21 protein-coding genes, 1 tRNA gene and 1 pseudogene are annotated in these 16091 nt (G+C 61.1%); 11 read left to right on the plus strand and 12 right to left on the minus strand.

The genetic code is table 11. The features are described from left to right. Positions 1 to 128 precede the first annotated feature (128 nt). The 3 genes from OH705_RS11130 (at position 129) to OH705_RS11140 (ending at position 2104) form a co-directional block, all read left to right on the plus strand. Complete coding sequence (locus OH705_RS11130) at positions 129 to 1091, plus strand: hypothetical protein (RefSeq protein WP_094010463.1); 963 nt, start codon at positions 129 to 131, stop codon at positions 1089 to 1091. A gap of 197 nt (positions 1092 to 1288) precedes the next feature. Then, positions 1289 to 1726 (plus strand): hypothetical protein, encoded by a 438-nt coding sequence (locus OH705_RS11135; protein ID WP_267302210.1) that lies wholly within the window; start codon positions 1289 to 1291, stop codon positions 1724 to 1726. A 162-nt stretch (positions 1727 to 1888) separates the two neighbouring features. Continuing rightward, positions 1889 to 2104 (plus strand): hypothetical protein, encoded by a 216-nt coding sequence (locus tag OH705_RS11140; protein WP_094010461.1) that lies wholly within the window; start codon positions 1889 to 1891, stop codon positions 2102 to 2104. A 23-nt stretch (positions 2105 to 2127) separates the two neighbouring features. Here OH705_RS11140 and OH705_RS11145 read toward each other — a convergent pair whose 3' ends face one another. Next, positions 2128 to 3021, minus strand: coding sequence for a LysR family transcriptional regulator (locus OH705_RS11145; protein WP_023628802.1), 894 nt, complete (start codon positions 3019 to 3021; stop codon positions 2128 to 2130). A gap of 111 nt (positions 3022 to 3132) precedes the next feature. Here OH705_RS11145 and OH705_RS11150 point away from each other — a divergent pair, with 111 nt between their 5' ends. Both OH705_RS11150 and OH705_RS11155 read left to right on the plus strand, forming a co-directional pair. After that, a complete protein-coding gene (locus tag OH705_RS11150; RefSeq protein WP_267302211.1) occupies positions 3133 to 3783 on the plus strand; it encodes a DsbA family protein in 651 nt (216 codons plus the stop codon). Continuing rightward, on the plus strand, positions 3780 to 4172 hold the full coding sequence (locus OH705_RS11155; protein ID WP_023628800.1) for a nuclear transport factor 2 family protein: 393 nt from the start codon (positions 3780 to 3782) through the stop codon (positions 4170 to 4172). The genes OH705_RS11150 and OH705_RS11155 overlap by 4 nt, the downstream gene beginning before the upstream one ends. Before the next feature lie 66 nt (positions 4173 to 4238). Here OH705_RS11155 and OH705_RS11160 read toward each other — a convergent pair whose 3' ends face one another. Beyond that, positions 4239 to 5048, minus strand: a complete 810-nt coding sequence (locus OH705_RS11160) for an META and DUF4377 domain-containing protein (protein WP_023628799.1) — start codon at positions 5046 to 5048, stop codon at positions 4239 to 4241. 244 nt (positions 5049 to 5292) lie between these two features. On the opposite strand from OH705_RS11160, the pseudogene OH705_RS11165 reads away from it, so the two are divergent. Further along, a pseudogene (locus tag OH705_RS11165) lies at positions 5293 to 5478 on the plus strand (anti-virulence regulator CigR family protein); the annotation flags it as partial. 230 nt (positions 5479 to 5708) lie between these two features. On the opposite strand, the gene OH705_RS11170 reads toward OH705_RS11165, so the two are convergent. Beyond that, positions 5709 to 6140, minus strand: a complete 432-nt coding sequence (locus tag OH705_RS11170) for a hypothetical protein (protein ID WP_267302212.1) — start codon at positions 6138 to 6140, stop codon at positions 5709 to 5711. Between the two features lie 98 nt (positions 6141 to 6238). Then, positions 6239 to 6931 carry a polysaccharide lyase family 7 protein gene (locus tag OH705_RS11175; RefSeq protein ID WP_267302213.1) on the minus strand — a complete coding sequence of 231 codons (693 nt, stop codon included), beginning with the start codon at positions 6929 to 6931 and terminating at the stop codon, positions 6239 to 6241. A 242-nt stretch (positions 6932 to 7173) separates the two neighbouring features. Between OH705_RS11175 and OH705_RS11180 the strand changes: the two genes are divergently transcribed. Next, positions 7174 to 7362 (plus strand): hypothetical protein, encoded by a 189-nt coding sequence (locus OH705_RS11180; protein WP_267302234.1) that lies wholly within the window; start codon positions 7174 to 7176, stop codon positions 7360 to 7362. 15 nt (positions 7363 to 7377) lie between these two features. On the opposite strand, the gene OH705_RS11185 is transcribed toward OH705_RS11180, so the two are convergent. The 3 genes from OH705_RS11185 to OH705_RS11195 all read right to left on the minus strand — a co-directional run bounded on the left by OH705_RS11185 (position 7378) and on the right by OH705_RS11195 (position 8442). Then, positions 7378 to 7791: a DoxX family protein gene (locus tag OH705_RS11185; protein ID WP_023628793.1), complete on the minus strand. Its 414-nt coding sequence runs from the start codon at positions 7789 to 7791 to the stop codon at positions 7378 to 7380. A gap of 105 nt (positions 7792 to 7896) precedes the next feature. Beyond that, positions 7897 to 7981 (minus strand) — tRNA-Leu (locus OH705_RS11190). 248 nt (positions 7982 to 8229) lie between these two features. Next, positions 8230 to 8442, minus strand: coding sequence for a hypothetical protein (locus OH705_RS11195; protein ID WP_023628792.1), 213 nt, complete (start codon positions 8440 to 8442; stop codon positions 8230 to 8232). 101 nt (positions 8443 to 8543) lie between these two features. Here OH705_RS11195 and OH705_RS11200 point away from each other — a divergent pair, with 101 nt between their 5' ends. From OH705_RS11200 to OH705_RS11215, 4 genes are all read left to right on the plus strand, one after another. Next, complete coding sequence (locus tag OH705_RS11200; RefSeq protein ID WP_031314446.1) at positions 8544 to 8828, plus strand: hypothetical protein; 285 nt, start codon at positions 8544 to 8546, stop codon at positions 8826 to 8828. Positions 8829 to 8908: 80 nt separating this feature from the next. Continuing rightward, positions 8909 to 10069, plus strand: a complete 1161-nt coding sequence (locus OH705_RS11205; RefSeq protein WP_244891299.1) for a two-component system sensor histidine kinase NtrB — start codon at positions 8909 to 8911, stop codon at positions 10067 to 10069. Positions 10070 to 10075: 6 nt separating this feature from the next. Then, positions 10076 to 11521: an ATPase domain-containing protein gene (locus tag OH705_RS11210; RefSeq protein WP_023628790.1), complete on the plus strand. Its 1446-nt coding sequence runs from the start codon at positions 10076 to 10078 to the stop codon at positions 11519 to 11521. A 4-nt stretch (positions 11522 to 11525) separates the two neighbouring features. Next, the gene (locus tag OH705_RS11215; RefSeq protein ID WP_267302214.1) at positions 11526 to 11885 is read left to right on the plus strand and encodes a response regulator; all 360 of its coding nucleotides are present in this window, start codon (positions 11526 to 11528) and stop codon (positions 11883 to 11885) included. A gap of 77 nt (positions 11886 to 11962) precedes the next feature. Here the strand turns inward: OH705_RS11215 and csrA are convergent, their stop codons facing one another. The 5 genes from csrA to modA form a co-directional block, all read right to left on the minus strand. After that, entirely contained in the window at positions 11963 to 12157 is a 195-nt protein-coding gene (gene csrA / locus OH705_RS11220) for a carbon storage regulator CsrA (protein WP_023628788.1), read from the minus strand. Positions 12158 to 12408: 251 nt separating this feature from the next. Further along, on the minus strand, positions 12409 to 13431 hold the full coding sequence (locus tag OH705_RS11225; protein WP_038705821.1) for a DNA topoisomerase IB: 1023 nt from the start codon (positions 13429 to 13431) through the stop codon (positions 12409 to 12411). 58 nt (positions 13432 to 13489) lie between these two features. Beyond that, a complete protein-coding gene (modC, locus tag OH705_RS11230; RefSeq protein ID WP_038705822.1) occupies positions 13490 to 14581 on the minus strand; it encodes a molybdenum ABC transporter ATP-binding protein in 1092 nt (363 codons plus the stop codon). Between the two features lies 1 nt (position 14582). After that, positions 14583 to 15263, minus strand: coding sequence for a molybdate ABC transporter permease subunit (gene modB / locus OH705_RS11235; protein ID WP_038705823.1), 681 nt, complete (start codon positions 15261 to 15263; stop codon positions 14583 to 14585). Beyond that, complete coding sequence (modA, locus tag OH705_RS11240) at positions 15263 to 16021, minus strand: molybdate ABC transporter substrate-binding protein (RefSeq protein ID WP_023631638.1); 759 nt, start codon at positions 16019 to 16021, stop codon at positions 15263 to 15265. The genes modB and modA overlap by 1 nt, the downstream gene beginning before the upstream one ends. Positions 16022 to 16091 lie beyond the last annotated feature (70 nt).

A 16091-nucleotide genomic window follows, 5' to 3' on the forward strand; every position in this document is an offset into this window, starting at 1 on the left:
TGAGGTTGGTGAAACCTCGTCACCCCTGATCTTCGCCAGAGGACCTCGAGTCTCGAACCATCGCCCATGAGCGCCATACGCCCAATACAGAGGCCTGAACTTAAATCAGCTCAGTAACGGAGTTTAAAATGGATAACGCAAACTCGGCGTCTCAAACCTTGCAAGATCTTTGGACTCAAGTAGACCCGGTGGAGAACACCGGCATGCTTAGGCGCGTGGTTTTTGCGCAAGGCAAGTTTTATGCGGCTGGTGGCAACGGTCTTCCCACAACCACTCAGCTTGTCACTGGAGACGCAACTGGTACAGCGTGGACCAAGCTCAAGGGCGCCGTCACCTCTGATAGCGGAAAGGTCCTCAACGAGCTGTACTGGAACGGTCTTGGGACAACGCTTCAAGGCCTTTCTCAATCCGGCAATGTGGTCCAGGGCAGCATTGCACGCCCTTTAAGGGATTGGACAGACCTTACGGCAGCTGCTCGCGCGTATGTAGACTTGCATGGCATTGTGTATTATCAGCCAATTTACGGCGACATCGCGACCTGGATACTGGTTGGGTCTAACGGTAAAGTCTTTTCCCGTTATGAGGATTGGTCAGGCACGGTGGAGCGCACTACGACCTTCACTTCTAGCGAGACTGTGTACTGCGTCAACGTCATTGGCGTTTTTGTGTTGATTGCGGGATCGAATGGGAAGCTGCTTAGCGCTGTGAAGATGCCAACGGGTAATCCGCAATCATTCGCGACCAGAACCAGCACCTTCGGCACTAGCACCATCCTTTCCATGAAGCTTTGCAACGGGAAAATGTTTATCGTTGGTGCGGATGGCAAGATGGCATATTCATCCGATGGGCTTACCTGGACTGCTGTTGAAGATACCAGTTTCGGTGGAACCATCATCCGCGACATTGCTTACGGTAATGGCAAGTATGTAGCTGTCGGCGACGGCGGCAAGACAGCCGTTTCCGAGGATGGGATCGGCTGGGTTCAGCAAGCCAACACTTTCGCAGGAACCGATATCCGCAGCGTCGCCTACGGTAACGGCAATTTTGTAGCTGTTGGTGCAGCCGGCAAGATTGCTTACTGGACTCCATGATCTTCTATCTCCTTGCGTAATAGAGCCCAGCCGTCGCGCTGGGCTTTTTTCATTTCTGATTCAGGCTCGCCACAGCCAGGGTGGCGATTGCGCCGACGCGACGGTAAACGCGCTCGGTGATCCCTTTTTTGAGTGCCCTGCTGTATGCAATTGCCTTAGAATGGCCGCTTTTCACCCCTCAAAGGAATGATTACGTGGTGAGCAACAACGCCATCTGCTGCCCGCATTGCCAAGGCCAAAATGTCCAGCTGCTATCCGTGATTCACGCTGCTGGTACCACTCGCATTCAAGCAACTCACCAGAGCAACTCCAGCTATGGTCCTGTCACGATAGAAACAACTGGTCGGCATCAGACCGATTTGGCTGCTAGCGTAGGTCCGCCCCCGGGCAAACGCCTGTTGGGTCCTGTGATCATGACCGGAGTAGGTATCATCATCCTCTACGATGGTCTCAAGCTGATTAACACTTACTGGGGTGTCGATTGGACCAGGTTCTTCATCGGAGCCACGCTCGCCACCATCGGTGTGATCGGATTTGTGCGCCACTGGAAGTTCAACGTTGCGCAGTACGACAAGCTGGAAGAATGGCGCCGCACATGGCTATGCCACGCGTGCGCCACGCGATTCCAGCCTTGAGCTACCTGGAAAGGCGCCTTCGCAGACTCTGTGAAAACTTGATCTCTTCGAGCCATTAAAAGCAAAGTCCGTTTACGTCGGTTGGATTCCGGTCTCGGTCTCCACCATTCAAAACCCCGCAGATCCATGTCTGCGGTTTTGGTTATTCAAGGATGAAACGCAATGAAGAAACTCAAAGAACTGGACGCAGCCGCCACCCGTTACCTGAACAGGTACTCTCGCAAGCAGTTTTTCTCGATGTTCGTTGTGATAACGGCAATCAACTATTGGTGCGCCTACAACGTAGAGGGATACAAATCGATCTGGCTGGCAATGATCGGCGGCTGGTTCTTCGGTATGACCTTCGCGCCGTTCCATGCTAAAAAGAGCCAATCCTGAAGTTGGCTGCCGGCTAGCAGTCATTAAGCCAGGCGGCTTGCCAGAAGCTCGATGAATGCTCGCACCTTGACCGGGCGAAAGCGGGCCGTTGGAAAGACCGCATGGATCTCGCCTCGGGGCAGCGACCACTGCGGCAGCACTTCGATCAGCCGGCCTGCTTGCAGGTCAGGTTCAGCCACATAGTCCGGAAGGACCGATAGCCCGGCCCCGAGCAGCGTGGCTTCGCGCACTGCCAAGGTGGCGTTGAGCGACAGGCTGGCTTTCATCTCCACTGTTTCGCGCTGCGAGGCACCCTTGGCAAATAGCCAACGGGTCGGTTCTCGCAGCGCCAGGTTCGCCACGATCGGCAACTCGGCCAGATCCGCCGGGGCCTGCAGTTTGTCCACTCGCGCTTGCCACTGAGGGCCGGCCACCAATCGTTGCGCAAACTCGCCGATTCGCCGTGCCTGCAGATGTTGCTCGGTAATCCAGCCAACACGAATGGAAAGGTCCAGATCGTTGGCGCCCAGATCCAGGGTATGGTCGCTGAAGTGTGCCTCGACCTTGCACTGCGGATATCGCTGCGAGAATGCGGTAATGGCCGGCACCACGACACCGATGCCGTAATCGAAAGGGGCGGTCAGGCGTAGGGTGCCCGTCGGCTCGCTGGCGGCTTCGGACAATTCCTCGAAAGCCTCTTCAGCCTCCTTGAGGATCAATGCACAGCGGTGATAGAACTGTTGACCCGCCTCGGTGGTGCGGACTTTCCGCGTGCTGCGAACCAGCAGTGTGGTGCGACAGTCGCTTTCCAGTCGCGCCACCTGCTGGCTGACCACGGCCTTGGTGATGCCGAGGCGCTCGGCAGCGGCGGTGAAGGAGCCGGTTTCGACCACCGCGGTGAAGTACGCAAGCCTGTTCAGGCTGGAAGCGCCGGTCATTGATTTACCCTTGATGTATGCCAATAACATACAGTGTGTTTATTTTGTATGCGTTTAAATGTCAATTCGCGCGCTATAAGATTCGAGGCATTCCATTCAAGGCGCGTCACTATGAACAAGACCCTGGTTTACCTCTACGATCCACTGTGCGGCTGGTGCTACGGTGCAGGGGGACCGCTGCCTCAGGTTCTCGAATCCACGGGCATTGCGTCGCGCCTGATACCGACGGGGCTGTTTTCTGGCAGCGGTGCTCGCGCCATGGATGATGACTTTGCGGCCTACGCCTGGAGCAACGACCAGCGTATCGAGCGCCTGACCGGGCAGGTCTTCAGTGAACGCTATCGTGACCAGGTACTCGCCGACCGTCTTCAGGGGTTCGACAGTGCTCCGTCTACCCTGGCGCTCAGCGCAGTGAGCCTGACTTCGCCTGAGCACGAGTTCGAAGCGCTCAAGGCGATTCAGGCGGCGCGCTATGTCGATGGCCTGGACGTGACTCGACTGGAGACGTTGACAGCAGTGCTGGCGGACTTGGGTCTGGATGCCGCCGCGCAGCGGCTGACGTGTCCGGATTCGGGCTTGCTGCAGGCCAACGATGATCGTGTGGGGCAGGGGCGTGCCTTGTTGCGTCGCGTGGGCGGTCGAGGCGTGCCGACATTCGTTCTGCAACAAGCGGACAGCGCCATGCAGTTGTTACCTGCCAGCGCTATCTTTTCAGATCCGCAGGCTTTCATTCGCGAGCTGAACGTGGGGGTAAATCCATGAGCAGGAGCAACCTGGACATCATTCGAGCCTCGTACGAAGGCTCAGCCGAACAGAATGGCCGTAATCTTCTGGCAGCACTGGCTGCGGACGTGACCTGGACCGAGGCGGCTGGCTTCCCTTATGCCGGTACCTATGTCGGCCCCCAGGCGATCATGGAGGGTGTGTTTCATCGTCTGGCCACCGAATGGGATGGCTACCAGGCCAAGGTGCATACCTATCTGGCCGAGGACGACCGCGTCGCCGCCTTTGGCGTCTACTCGGGCACCTATCGCAAGACCGGGAAGGCGATGACTGCTAGCTTTGCCCATCTGTACCGGCTGAACAACGGCAAGATCGTCAGCATGGAGCAATACGTGGACAGTGCGCAGGTCAACGCGGCGCTTACCTGAGCCGTTTCACGGTCGCCGTCGGCTCCAGGCGCAGGCCGCTGCAGGGCGGCCTGCGCTGACAGACAATTATTTGCCCGAAGCGTCCTGCTCGACCACCAGGTCCAGCACATAGACCTGCGACGAAGCGTCGGCCGGCGGGTTCTTCCATTCGTATTGCTTCACACGCACCACGGTACGCACGCCATCACGGTGCTCGTAGCCCTCGATGGACTGGTACAGCGGGTGCCAGTTGTCCTGGGTCGGCAGTTGCAGGCCAGCGTCGTCATAACGGCGCTCGCGCACTTGCAGGCACTGATAGTTGGGGATCAGCGGATGGCTGCACTTGACGGTCTTGGCGGCAACTTCCAGGAACTTGGTCTCACCTTTGCTGCCATAGCGGGTCTCCGGAGTGGGTTCGCCTTGGAACTTCAGCACCGAGCCGTCCTGGGTGGTCAATTGCAGCACAGGTGCATGAGTTTCGCCGCTGAAGGCTGCACGCAGATCACCTTTCAACTGGCGTCCGATCTCGGCATCCAGGTCCATCAGGCGCTTGTCGCAGGCCATCATGGTCGAAGCCAGTTGCTGCACCTTCAGGACACCGTTCTGGTAGCTGTAGCCACCGAACTGGTTGTTGCAGCCACCGCTGATGTTCAGGCGCTGGTCACCGAAATTCAGGCGCAACTTGCGCTCGTTGCTTGTGGCCAGGGCTGCGATAGGCTTGCCGGCTGCATCGCTGGCCGATGCCAGGTTCCAGTAGTAGGCCGAGAGCTCAGGCTGGGTTGCGGCAGACGAGGTGGTGGCCGGCATGGAAGGCGTCCCTTCATGGGAGGTGGAAGCCGGGGCACATGCCTGGAGCAGGGCGGCACAGACGGCGACGAGGAGGATGTTATGTTTCATGATGCGCTCTTTCAGCCTTGAAAAAATGAGGGCGCCGTCCTCGAAAGAGGGAGGCGCGCGCCAGTTGAACCGGGGTTCGAGGTCGATTCAGGCCACTACCATTAATGGCGCTCACGACCTCGGCGGTAACCGATGGCAATCGGACAGCATTGACCCGACCTGGGTTCATAAACCGGGCGAATAATAAATGTTACGAGATCTTGCGCCATGGTCATGGCTTCGCGCACCAATGCGGATAACCGAAATCCAGCAGAATCTGGCCCGTGGCAAGCCGCTTCCTCCGGGTATTGCCAAGACGCTCGATGCTCGGCTTCTGGACCAGCTGCCGCACTCTGACGGCTACGAGTGGATGCAGGCGGGTGTGGACCTGATCCTGGTAACCGTTGCCCCAGGCGAGATTCACGAACTGCTCAAGGGTGCCTTCGACTGAGCGGGCAAAGAAAGGCCCGCTGGGGAGTGCGGGCCAAGGATGTTTCACGGATGAGGCTCCACCTTGGCACAGCGGAAGTGAAAATGTTGTCAACGAACGAACAGGGCGCTGATGAAGGCCCAGAAAAAAGAAAACCCGCCAGACCGGCGGGTTGAACAGAACGTATCGAAGCCAAGCCAGTCTGCCTTCTCGATTGTCAGAATTTCGTGAAGGCCACAGGTTGGAGGGGCTTAGTAACCGTTACTGAATTTTTCATCAATCTTGCGTCTTTCCAAGGCGTAATGCTTGGGATCGATTTCTTCAGAGATCAACCTGGTGTCGAGCGCATCCATCTGGCTTTTCTTCATGCGTGAAACATGGGCACGGATGGCCTGGTAGTTGATCGATTCGGCCGCGTTGTAGCCACTGACTGGGTCCCAGAAGATCGAGACAGGCCACAGCAGCAGGTTGGCGACGCCATAGCCATAGGCACGGCCGTAGAATGAACCACCACCGGGCAGCAGGCCCAGGGCTGCTGCGGCACCTGGGCTTTTCTCCCTCACTTCGAGATTCTGCGCACGGTAGTAGCCGAGCTCCTGTTCCTGCACGGAGTTCAGGCCGCTGGCGCACCCGGTGGTCAGGGCGATGAGGCTGGCGGCGATCAGATGACGAGCAAATTGCATTGCGGATTCCTAGGCGTTTCAGTGATTTACCTCGCAGTCCAAGGCAAGGCGGCGGAATCCGACCTGAGATGATGGCGCTATGCCTTGATTTATTGCATTCAGATGAATGTATCGACCTGGTGGTGAAATAAATCGAGCTGGCTGATCACACAGGTCGAAGCGTCCGTTGGGGGCGTGCTGTCACTGAAATCCACCTGGTTATAGACGCCGCCATGGAAGTTGAATGTTCGCCCACTCCAGCTCGCGGCCATTTTCAGCATCCCGCTGCTGCCGGTGCAGCCGGTGCAGGCGGCCGACACCGTAGCGGCGCCTGTCGCAGTGACCTCGATGGTGATGTCGAAAGGCATGCCCAACGGCACATCGGCCAGGACGGTGCTGCTGGTCGGTGTCACCTGGTTGAAGTCCTGGCGAAAACCGAGGGTGATCTTCCCTTTGTTCCAGAACACCTTGATCGCCGGGCTGTCGTCATCTTTTACATGCATTTGCGCGATCACCACCTTCTGTGCCGAGTTGACCCGCTCCAGCACCATGCGTTGGTGATTGACATGCCGGCCGGCGCTGGCCAGCGTCCAGTAGACCGCTTCCTTCCACTCGCAGCGGGTGCGATGGGTGCTCTTGCTCGCCGCCCCTTTGGTCGGTGCGTTCATGCGCACGGCGCCATCGGCCAGGCGGCTGATCACCTGGGGCAGGCTGGCGAGTGCCTGGGCGCCGGTCAATTCCAGCGCCACTGGGTTGCTGGATGACTTCGCCACTGGGGTAGTGATGATCAGGTTGTCGATGTTCACGGTCATGCTGAAAACCTCCTTGATGATATAGATCCTGTACCGCATGCGAGCTCTGAAAGGGCACTCGGTTCATCGGGCGAGGGAGGCCCAGGCAAAAAAATGCCCGCCAGGGCGGCGGGCAAAGAACGTTTTTGAAGGGAGAGCCTGCACTGTGCGCCTGGTCGGTTAAGCCGGGGTTAAGTGCCATGAGGATTGACCCGGTGAGCCGATACGCCTATACAGGCCTGCCGTTGTTACTGGAGCTTGTGATGCACGACGAAGACGATCTGCACGAACCTGAGCACGACCATCTGCTCGACCCAGAATTCCACGAGGGCTACGACCCCGAGGCGGATGCCTACGGGGCTCTTGATGAAGTCGAGGAGGACGAAGAGTCACTCGACGACTTCGATGAGGAAGAGGATTACCCGGCCTGGCATGACGACTGCGACGACTGATGTCGACGCGAGTCCTCAGCGGCGGTCGAGGGAGAACCGTCCGGGACCGCTGACGGCCAGCAGCAGCAAACCGCCAATGATGCTGAGGTTCTTCAGGAACTGGGTCATGTTGGCGCTGCGCTCAGGTTCGACCATGTTCCAGAACGGATGACCGATCAGTGCGGTGCCGAGCACGAAGAGGGCGAACAGCAAGGCCAGGGGACGGGTGTAGAACCCCAGGATCAACAGGATGCCGACCAGCAGCTCCATGATCACGGCGATCGCCGCAGCCAGCATCGGCGCGGGGGCACCCAGTGAGGTCATGTAGCCCACCGTGCCTTCGAACCCGGTCAGCTTGCTCCAGCCGGAGAGCACGAACAGGATCATCAGCAGGATGCGGGCGAGCAGCAGAATGAAGTCGCGTTGACCGTCGAGCAGGCTATAGCGCATGGCGGCGCTCCAGTGAACAGGGACAGGTTCCACTCTAGCAGCTGCGCGGCGGATTTCCGGCGTGTACGAAAAAGGCGCCGCAAGGGCGCCTTCATCGACAGAAGATGGTGCGAGTGGCGGGACTCGAACCCGCAAGGCTCACGCCGACAGATTTTAAGTCTGCTGTGTATACCAATTCCACCACACTCGCACGATTGGCTGGCGCGCCGCAGGGCAGCCTGGCCCAGACAATCAGGCGCGCTTTATAACCTATTGTTATAGAAGCGTCAACCAGCCTAGGCTCTGTACGAAATGTATCTGCACTCGCCCATACTGCGTTGAAACGGGGCTCGGAATGCTCATGTACTCCAGTACAGTCGGGCGCGACCCCGGCCGTTCCTCCCCCCGTTTCGCCTTGTCTGGCCTTCGCGCAGACACATTTCGTACAGACCCTGAGGTTCAGGGTTCGATAGCACGCGCGATATCTCGCATCTCACAGGCGCTATGGCGCAGGTCATCTACATGCCCACCCATGGCGTGCGCATCGGCTTGATGAATCGAATGACGCAGGTAACGGACATGGCCGTCCAGCGCCTGGCTCAGTTCATCGAGTTCGCTGGCGCTGCGCATCAGGTCGTCCTGCAGCCCTTGCATGCGAAGGTTAAAGGTCATGATGGTTCCTGTGGGATCCGGGGCGCGGGCACTATAGTTCAATTGACAGGATGCTGCCATTGCGCCACTGTCGCGCATTGGATCCAACCAGGCCTGTTGCCATGTCATCGCTTTCCCCTGGCCCGGACGCAACGCGGCGTATCCGCCCGAAGTTGTTCTGGCGCCTGCTGTTCCTGCTGGTCTGCCTGCTGGCGGCGTTCCTGTATGCGGGCTTCATCAGCCTGGGTGGTTACCTGCTGATGCTCGGCTTCGACCAGGAGGCTGCCCAGCCCAGGCGCTTGCTCGCCTTTGCAGGCGCAGCGCTGATCCTGTTGGTGGGGGGGTGGCTGCTCAAGGTGGCGATGCCGCGCAAGCTGGTGCCGACCGTGGTGGAACGCGAGCGCTGACGATCGTCGTATAAGGGGCAGTACAGGCTGGACTTTTGACTACGCTCAATATGTCCTTTCGCGGTGCTTGTGGAGCTCGCATGGTTTCGACAGACCGCCCCACCCATTCGGTGATGTCAGAGGCACGCTACGAGCAGTTGGTCCAGGCGGTGGTGGACTACGCCATCTATATGCTCGACCCAACCGGCCATGTGGTGTCCTGGAACGCTGGCGCGCAGCGGATCAAGGGCTACGATGCCGATGAGATCATCGGCCAGCATTTCTCGCTGTTCTTCACCGCCCAGGATTGTGCCGACGGCCGCCCGCAACGCTTGCTGCGCCAGGCACTCGAAGAAGGCAAGGCGCAGGACGAAGGCTGGCGCGTGCGCAAGGACGGCACGCAGTTCTGGGCGCTGGCGGCGTTGGATGTGATTCGCGACGCACAAGGCGAGGTCATCGGCCTGGCCAAGGTCACCCGCGACATCACTGATCGCCGCGAGTCGGCCCTGCAGCTCGATGGCATGCGTGCGCAACTGTTCCAGGCGCAAAAGCTCGAGGCCCTGGGGCAACTCACCGGGGGCCTGGCCCATGACTTCAACAACCTGCTGACCATCATCCTCAGCTCTGCGCGGCTTGCCAGCAGCAGCCAGGATCCGGCACGCGTGAGGCGCTTGCTCGAGCATATCCTCGATGCCGGCCAGCGCGGCACCCAGTTGACTCAGCAACTGCTCAGCTTTGCCCGGCATCGGCAACTCAGCATCACGCGCATCGTGCCGGCCGAGGCGATCGATATCATTTGTGGGCTGGCGGAGCACGCATTGCCCCGGGAGATCGAACTGCTACCCCAGTTACAGCCTGACTTGCCGCTGATCGAGGTGGACGCCGGGCAGTTGCAGATGGTCTTGCTGAACCTGGTGTTCAACGCCCGCGACGCCATTGCCGCCACCGGGCAGATCCGTCTGGTGGTCGAAAGTGTGCAGTTGTCCGGGGAGGTGGATGGGTTGTACGGGCAGTTCGTGCGCTTCGATGTGCGTGATGACGGCCAGGGCATCGACCCGCAGGTGCTGCCTCGGATCTTCGAGCCATTCTTCACCACCAAGGCCTTCGGCAAGGGCACTGGCCTTGGCCTGAGTCAGGCCTATGGCTTCGCCCGGCAGAGCAATGGCATGATCGAGGTGTCCAGCCGGCTTGGCGAGGGCACCTGCATGAGCTTGTACCTGCCAGCCAGGACGGGCCCCGATTCGCTTTCGACCGACGGATAGACAGCCATGGTAGAGCAACTGAAGCGACTGGCCACGGGCATCGAGGGGCTCGATGCGCTGCTCAAGGGTGGGCTGGTGGTCGGCGCCTCTTATATCGTTCAGGGGCATCCCGGCTCGGGCAAGACCATCCTGGCCAACCAGCTGGCGTGCAACCATGTGCGTGAGGGTGGTCGGGTCCTGGTGGCGACGTTGCTCAGCGAATCCCATGAACGGTTATTCCAGTATCTGTCGACCCTGAGCTTCTTCGACGCGGCGCTTGTAGGCGACACCATCCAGTTCGTCAGCGCATTCGACACCCTCGAGCAGGACGGCCTGGACGCGGTGGTCAGGCTGTTGCGCCAGGAAATTGCCCGGCAGCAGGCCACCCTGCTGATCGTCGACGGGCTGCTCAACGCCCGCTCCAGGGCGGAAACCAGCCTCGACACCAAAAAATTCGTCTCCGAACTGCAGGGGCATGCGGCGTTTGCCGGCTGCACGTTGCTGCTGCTGACCAGTGCGCGGCTGGACGAGGGTAGCCCCGAGCACACCATGGTCGATGGCGTTATCGAACTTGGCGAGCACCTGGTCGGCAGCACGGCGGTGCGCCATGTCCAGTTGCGCAAGACGCGTGGCAGTGGCGCGTTGTCCGGGCGCCACGAATGCCTGATCACGGAGGCGGGGTTGCAGGTCTACCCGCGCCTGGAGTCGCTGTACAGTCGCCCCAGCCAGGCAGGGGCGCAAACCCTGAGCCGGGTCGCCACGGGTGTTGCCGACCTCGATGCCATGCTCGGTGGCGGGCTGGCCGAGGCGTCGGTGACCCTGCTGATGGGGCCATCAGGCGTAGGCAAGACAGCGCTGGGCATCGCGTTCCTGGCCGCTTCGACCAAGGCTGCGCCGGGGCTGCACTTCGGTTTCTACGAGACGCCGGCGCGGTTGCGCTTGAAGGCTTGCGCGCTGGGTTTCGACCTGCCGGCACTCGAGCGTGAAGGCAGCGTGCAACTGAGCTGGCAATCGACCACCGAAGGCCTGCTGGACCAACTCGGCGCCCAGCTGTTGGCGCAGGTCGAGGCGCTCGGGGCCAGGCGTGTGGTGGTCGACAGCTTGGGAGCGTTCGGCCGACTGGCCCTTGAGCCCGCCCGTCTGAATGGCTTTTTCCGCGCGCTGACCGGCGAATTGCGTGCCCGTGGTGTGACAGTGCTGCTGACCTGGGAGATGCGTGACATCTTCGGTTCGGAGATCACCGCGCCGGCCCCCGACCTGTCGAGCATCGTCGACAACCTGATCCTGATGCGCTTCGCCGAGCTTGACGCGCAACTGCACCGGGCCCTGTCGGTCATCAAGGTGCGTGACAGCGATCACGACCCTGCCCTGCAGGCGTTGAGTCTTGGACCGAATGGCATCAGCCTCGCGCGAGCGTTCGATGGTGCCAGTGGCGTGCTCAGTGGTTCGGCGACACCGCCGGGAGATCGGTGATGGGGTGAACACTATCCTGGTCGTCGATGACGAGTACCTGATTGCCGACATCCTCGGTTTTGCCCTGGAGGATGAGGGTTATCTGGTTGAAAAGGCGAGCAACGGGCGCAAGGCCCTGGAGGCCTTGAAGGAAAAGCGCGTGGACCTGGTAATCACCGACTACATGATGCCGGTGCTCAATGGCGAAGAACTGCTGCAGGCCATACGTGAAGAGCTGAAACTGGCGGACATGCCGGTCATTCTCATGAGCGGCGCTCAAGCCAGCCAGGGCCGGGCCTGCCCCGGGAAGTTCGCGGCCGTGTTCGACAAGCCATTCGACATGGACCGGATGATCGCCACGGTGCGCGAATTGCTGGGCACCTGAGATTCAGGAGAGGCTCCCCGCATGGGCGGGCAATCGATCAGGCGCATCCGTGCGGCATGATGCGGTTGGCTTGCGGGTTACTCGTCGTTGCTTTTTTCGGGCGCGGGGCTACCGGCCTGGATACGCTTGTAGATCTCTTCACGGTGCACCTGGACATCTTTCGGTGCATCGATACCGATCCTCACTTGCATCCCCTTGACGCCCAGAATGGTGACTTTGATGTCATCGTCGATGACGATGCTTTCGCCAACCTTGCGGGTGAGTATCAGCATGTAGTTCTCCTTGGTGATGTAGAAAACCGCCGAGCCAGGTGCTCTGCGGTGGGAGCCTGTCCCTCTTCCTTCTCATTAAAGACGCTTTCGGCGGATAGTAATTCCCCGCCAGACAAATTCTGTCGTCGATCTTTAGTTGCAGGCGCCAGTGGGGCTGCGGCACAACCCCGCGGCAAGGTGCTCGATGGCAAGGATAGGGTGCTTGGTGCCATATGGGAAATTTCTCTATTCGATGAAGTAAATAGTGACCGTCAATGTTCGTCTTGGCGCTCGAGCATCTGCAGGAAACGCAGTAATGCCACTTCTTCGATTTCCAGCCCCTTGCGTGGGCGTGCGCGGGGCAAGGCAGACAGGCGCCCAAGGTGGAAATGCTCGAGGACTGCGGGATGGATGTAGCAGCGTCGGCAGACCGCTGGCGTGTTGCCCAGGCGCGTGGACACTTGGCGGACGATGGCGGCGACTTGGCGGCGAGCCTCGCTATCGGGTTCCCAGGCTAGCGGCTGGAGCAGGTTCAGCGCCAGGCTGCTGCCGGCCCAGGTGCGGTAGTCCTTGGCCGTGAAATCGGCACCGGTCAACTGCTGGAGGAACTGGTTCACCTCGGTGGACCCGATGCCATGGCGCTGCCCCTGTTCGTCCAGGTACTGAAACAAGGCCTGGCCGGGCAACTCCATGCAGCGCTTGACCAGGCCGGCCAGGCGCCGGTCGGTGAGGGTGACGTTGTGCTCGACGCCGCGCTTGCCGCGGAACTGGAAGCGGATACGGCTGCCCTTGACCTGCACATGGCGGGTGTCGAGGGTAGTCAGCCCGTAGGAGCGGTTCTGCCGCAGGTACTGGCGGTTGCCAATGCGGATCAGCGTGGTGTCGAGCAGGCTGATCACCAGCGCCATGACCTTCTCTCGCCCCAGGCCGGGGCAAGCCAGGTGGGCGTCCAGTTGCTTGCGCAGCTTCGGCAGTACCTCGGCAAAAGCCAGCATGCGTGCATATTTATGCTGATCGCGCACTTCGCGCCATTGCGCGTGGTAGCGGTACTGCTTGCGCCCTCGGGCATCGCGGCCGGTGGCCTGCAGATGTCCTTGGGGGTCGGCGCAGATCCACACGTCGGTGTAGGCCGGAGGGATCACCAGGGCGGCGATGCGCGCCAGGGTTTCTTCATCGCGCACCCGCTGGTTCCCGGCGTCGAAATAGTGAAAGCGGTCGCGCCAGCGTCGGCGGGTCAGGCCGGGTTGGCTGTCATCGACATAATGCAGGGCGGCAGGCAACGGGCAATCGGGCATCGGCGCAGTCCATCGAGAACACTCTTGCTGCAATGGACAGCATTGGCCGCGACATTGCTCAGCCCAACAGCGCCACCGACTTTATCTGCGCACACAGCAACTGGCCTGGGCGTACATCGAGCTGGTCCGCCGAATAGCGCGTGATGCGCGCCAGCAGCGCAGTGCCAGAGGCATCCAGGCTGATCAGCACATGGGCCGGGTTTTCCGCCGGGTGGCATTCGCGTACCCGGACCGGCAGGCGGTTGAGAATGCTCGAGGCCCCCTGCGCAGCCAATGCCAGGCTGACATCCCGGGCCTGGACCTGCAGGCGCAGGGTGCTCCCCACCTGCAAGGCGGGGTGGGCGATCCGCAACAGTTGCCCGTCCGCGCCTGGCAGGCGCAGGTCAAAAAGCCCGTAGTGCGGGTCGTGGCCCACCACCACACCTTCGAGCACCACTCCGGCATCCTCGCCCTGGGCCAACGGCAGGTCCAGGCGGGCCAAAGTCTCGCCGATTGGCCCGCTGGCCAGCGCCTTGCCCTGCTCGAGCAGGACCAGGTGGTCGGCCAGGCGCGCGACTTCGTCCTGGGCATGGCTGACATAGATCAGCGGGATATCCAGCTCGTTGTGCAGGCGCTCCAGATACGGAAGGATTTCGCGCTTGCGCGCGCTGTCGAGGGCCGCCAGAGGCTCGTCCATCAGCAACAGTCGCGGGCTGCTGAGCAAGGCTCGGGCGATGCCGACCCGTTGTGCCTCGCCGCCGGACAGCGTGGCCGGCTTGCGCGCCAGCAGGTGGCTGATACCCAGCAACTGGCATGCCTGTTCCTGGCTGATTTTACGGGCCTGGGGAGCAATCCGGCGCCAGCCAAACTCCAGGTTGCCTTGCACCGACAGGTGCGGGAACAGGCTGGCCTCCTGGAACACATAGCCGACCGGGCGTTGGTGTGGTGGGATGAAGCGCCCGCGGCTGCTGTCCTCCCAGACCTCGCCATTGATTTCGATGTACGCGCTGGCGGCCCGTTCCAGGCCGGCCAGGCAGCGCAGGCACGAGGTCTTGCCTGAGCCGGAGTGACCGAACAAGGCACTGATGCCGCGACCGGGCAGCTTCAGGTCGACGTCGAGGGTGAAATCGTCACGCGCGAGCTTCAGGCGTGCCTTTATCGATGCGCTCATTTCAGCTCCAGCCTGGTTTGCCACGGCGGCCGGCATAGAGCATCAGCAGCACCAGGAACGAGAACACCAGCATGGCCCCGGCCAGCCAGTGGGCCTGGCTGTATTCCATGGCCTCGACGTGATCGAAGATCTGCACCGAGACCACGCGGGTCTTGTCGGGAATGTTGCCACCGATCATCAGCACCACGCCGAACTCGCCGACGGTATGGGCGAAACCGAGGATGCTGGCGGTAATGAAGCCGGGGCGAGCCAGGGGCAGCACCACGTTGACGAAGGTGTCCCACGGGCTGGCGCGCAGCGTCGCGGCCACTTCCAGGGGGCGCTGGCCGATGGCGCCGAAGGCGTTCTGCAGTGGCTGCACCACGAAGGGCATCGAATACACCACCGAGCCGATCACCAGCCCGCTGAAGCTGAACACCACGCTGCCCAGGCCGAGGGCCTGGGTGGCCTGGCCGATCCAGCCATGGGGGCCGAGGGCCAGCAGCAGGTAGAAGCCGATTACCGTCGGCGGCAGCACCAGGGGCAGGGCCACCACCGCGCCGATCGGCCCGCGCAGCCATGAGCGGGTACGCGCCAGCCACCAGGCGATGGGCGTGCCCAGCACCAGGAGGATGGCGGTGGTGAGGCTGGCCAGCTTGATGGTCAGCCAGATGGCACCCAGGTCACTGGCGTCGAGGGGCATCAGAGCTCATAGCCATAGGACTTGATCACCGCGGCGGCCTTCGGGCCCTTGAGGTAATCGACCAGGGCCTTGGCGGCCGGGTTGTCCTTGCCTTTGTTGAGGATCACCGCATCCTGGCGGATCGGGTCATGCAGCTCGGCGGGCACGATCCAGGCCGAGCCTTCGCTGACCTTGCCGTCCTTGTAGATCTGCGACAGCGCGACGAAGCCCAGCTCGGCATTGCCGGTGGAGACGAACTGGAAGGCCTGGGTGATGTTCTGGCCCTCGACGATCTTGGCCTTGGTCGCTTCGGTCAGCTTCAGCTTGTCCAGCACCTGGGTGGCTGCCAGGCCATAGGGCGCGGCCTTGGGGTTGGCGATGGACAGGTGCTTGTACTCGTTCTTCTTCAGCACGTCACCCTTGGCGTCGACATAGCCTGGCTTGGCCGACCACAGCGCCAGGGTGCCGATGGCATAGGTGAAGCGCGAGCCTGCAACGATTTCCTTTTCCTGTTCCAGCTTGGCCGGGGTGCTGTCGTCGGCGGCGAGGAATACCTCGAATGGCGCGCCGTTCTTGATCTGTGCGTAGAACTGGCCGGTGGCGCCGTAGGCAGCGACCAGCTTGTGGCCGGTGTCCTTCTCGAAATCCTTGGCGATGGCCTGGATGGGCGCTGTGAAGTTGGCCGCGACGGCGACCTGGACTTCATCGGCCCAGGCGCTGTTGAGGCAGATCAGGCTGGCAAGGGCGCTGGCGGCCATATGGGACAAGCGAATACGCATGAAGACGGCTCCTGGGGATTATCGTTATGTTGCGAAATATATAGCGATAAGCCGTCTTTCGGGAAGGGGC

The sequence above is a fragment of the Pseudomonas sp. BJa3 genome (assembly GCF_026343815.1).
GTDB classification, from domain to species: Bacteria; Pseudomonadota; Gammaproteobacteria; order Pseudomonadales; family Pseudomonadaceae; genus Aquipseudomonas; species Aquipseudomonas soli.